This window comes from Agrobacterium sp. (genome assembly GCF_032092815.1).
Taxonomy (GTDB): Bacteria; Pseudomonadota; Alphaproteobacteria; order Rhizobiales; family Rhizobiaceae; genus Agrobacterium.
In genome coordinates, this window is the sequence record NZ_DAMDBP010000044.1 from 13536 (window position 1) to 16394 (window position 2859).

3 protein-coding genes are annotated in these 2859 nt (G+C 58.4%); all 3 read left to right on the forward strand.

The features are described 5' to 3' along the window. On the forward strand, positions 1–857 hold an 857-nt coding region (locus tag RT613_RS19800; protein ID WP_313618103.1), incomplete at its 5' end, for an ABC transporter substrate-binding protein. Positions 858–952: 95 nt separating this feature from the next. Then, positions 953–2086, forward strand: a complete 1134-nt coding sequence (locus RT613_RS19805; RefSeq protein WP_313618123.1) for an ABC transporter permease — start codon at positions 953–955, stop codon at positions 2084–2086. Then, a partial coding sequence (locus RT613_RS19810) for an ABC transporter ATP-binding protein (protein WP_313618104.1) occupies positions 2083–2859 on the forward strand: 777 nt, incomplete at its 3' end. The genes RT613_RS19805 and RT613_RS19810, both read left to right, overlap by 4 nt.

Sequence of the window (2859 nt, forward strand, 5' to 3'; positions counted from 1 at the left end):
CACCGGCCTTTTCACAGGTCGTTGTGTCTTCAAAAATCGATACCGAAGGCGGTGTGCTGGGAAACATCATCCTGTCTGTTCTCAGCCACAACGGCATTGATGTGACCGACAAGCTGCAGCTTGGCGCGACGCCTGTGGTGCGCGAGGCACTGGTCACCGGTGCCGTTGATATCTATCCGGAATATACCGGCAATGCGGCCTATTTCTTCAACCGTGCCGATGAGCCGATCTGGAAAGATGCGACCAAGGCCTATGAAGAAGCCAAAAAGCTTGACCTCGATGCAAACCAGCTTGTCTGGCTGACACCCTCCAGCGCGAACAACACCTGGGGCGTGGCCATTCGCAAGGATTTGGCGAACGGCGAAAAGATCATCACCTTCAGCGACTTTGGCAAATATGTTGCCGGTGGTGGCGAGGTGGTGCTGGCGGCATCGTCCGAATTCGTCAATTCGGCGGCCGCACTGCCAGCCTTCCAGACCGCCTATGGTTTTACCCTCAACCCGGACCAGTTGATCACGCTTTCGGGCGGTGACACATCGGCCACCATTGCCGCTGCCGCCAACCAGACCAACAATGCCAGTGCGGCAATGGTTTATGGCACGGATGGCGGCATTGCCCCGTCAGGTCTCGTGGTGCTTGAGGACGACAAGTCAGTGCAGCCGGTCTACCAGCCTGCACCGGTTATCCGAAAGGCAACGCTCGAAAAATATCCGCAGATCGAGACGCTGTTGAAACCGGTATTCGAGAAACTCGACCTTGAAACCTTGCAGCAGTTGAATGGCCGCGTGCAGGTGGGCGGTGAGCCTGCCAAGGCCGTTGCCAACGACTTCCTGAGCCAGAACGGCTTTCTGAAATAACAGCGGGGCATTGCAACTTGGTTGCTGTTCATTCTGACAGGGCTTTGTCGAGCAGAGTGGTGCTCGACAAATCAGGTATTGTCATTGCCCTCCTGATGGCCGGTGCCACCTTCGGGCTGCCATTCGTCATTCTCAAGCCCAATCGTATCGTGGCCGGTGAGGCCATGTCGCTGTTTCAGGCCCTGCCTATGACTTTTGGCCTCGTGCTGGCACTGTTGCTTGGCGCGACCGCCCTTGCCATGGTGTTCAGGGTATCCGCTTTGCTGCGGTTGGTGCTTGTCGCCACAACACTGTCACTCCTGGTCATCTGCGCTGGCATTTCAGCCGGTTTCCTGATGCCGGAGGGCAACAGCTATGCCCGCGTTTCTCCCGGTTCTGGCATTTGGCTGTTGCTGGCTGCGCTGCTTTTGGCGCTGGCTGATTGTGTCATGCGGCTTCAACCGCATCCGGTCGTTCGCATCCTGCTTCTGCTATGCGGGCTTGGCGGGGCCGCCGCCGTGCTGATGACTGGCGTGTGGGACGATCTTTCGATCATGAAGGAATATCAGGGCCGCGCCGATGTGTTCTGGCGCGAAGGCGCGCGACACGTGACGCTGGCGGTCGGATCGCTGACCGCTGCCGTGCTGGTCGGGCTGCCGCTTGGCATCCTGGCACACAGAATTGCCGCGCTGCGCAGTGCCGTTCTCAACACGCTGAACATGATCCAGACCATTCCGTCCATCGCGCTGTTTGCCATTCTCATTGCACCGCTTGGCTGGGTTGCGATGAATGTGCCCGGTGCATCCTCCATCGGTATTGCCGGTATTGGGGCAGCTCCTGCCTTTCTGGCGCTGTTTCTCTATTCGCTTTTACCGGTTGTCACCAACACGGTGGCGGGGCTTTCAGGCGTGCCGCAGACCATTGTCGAGGCGGCCAAGGGCGTTGGCATGACGCAGCGTCAACGGTTTTTCAAGGTCGAACTGCCGCTGGCAGCCCCGGTCATCCTCACCGGTATTCGCATCGTTCTGGTTCAGAATATCGGCATGGCAACAATCGCCGCGCTGATCGGCGGCGGCGGGTTTGGTGTGTTCGTGTTTCAGGGTGTGGGGCAAATGGCCATGGATCTGGTGCTGCTGGGCGCCATTCCAACCGTGACGCTTGCCTTTACCGCAGCCATCACTTTTGACGCCATCATTGAATTGTCTGCCAGACACAAGGTCGGACGCAAGGGCGGGGGTGCCATGACATGATCGAGATCGACCATCTGACAAAACGTTTCGAGGATGTTGTTGCCGTCAACGACGTGTCCTTTACCGTGCAACCGAACACTATCACCGTGATTGTCGGTTCGTCTGGCTCCGGCAAAACCACATTGCTGCGCATGATCAACCGGTTGATCGAGCCGACATCGGGCAGCGTGCGCATCAACGGGCGCGACAACAGCACCATTGCCGGGCATCAACTGCGCCGCAGCATCGGTTACGCCATTCAGGGCTATGGCCTGTTTCCCCACCGCACGGTTGCGCAGAACATTGCCACGGTGCCGCAGCTCTTAGGCTGGGACAAGGTGCGGATCGATGAACGCGTGCGTGAACTGCTGGAGCTTTTCCAGCTTGAGCCTGATGTGTTTGCCAAACGTTTTCCGCATGAATTGTCCGGCGGGCAGCAGCAGCGCATTGGCGTGGCACGGGCGCTGGCGGCCGAACCGGAACTGCTGTTGATGGATGAGCCATTTGGTGCGCTTGACCCCGTTATCAGAACACGGGCACGGCGCGATCTTCTGGAAATCAAGGCACTGCTTGGCACCACCATCATTCTGGTGACCCATGACATGGATGAGGCCTTTGCCATTGCCGACCATATTGCCGTGATGGATAAGGGCGTGCTGGTGCAATATTGCACGCCCGCTGAACTGGTGCACAAACCGGCAACGGATTTTGTTGGCGCGATGATTGGCCCGGATGAGCGGCCGTTCAGGCTGCTTGCCCTGTTGCCGGTTACGGCGGCGCTGGAAGAGGGCAAT

Coding starts and splice junctions, on each gene's coding strand:
- RT613_RS19805 (WP_313618123.1), top strand. CDS start 953: ATGGCCGGTGCCACCTTCGGGCTGCCATTCGTCATTCTCAAGCCCAAT.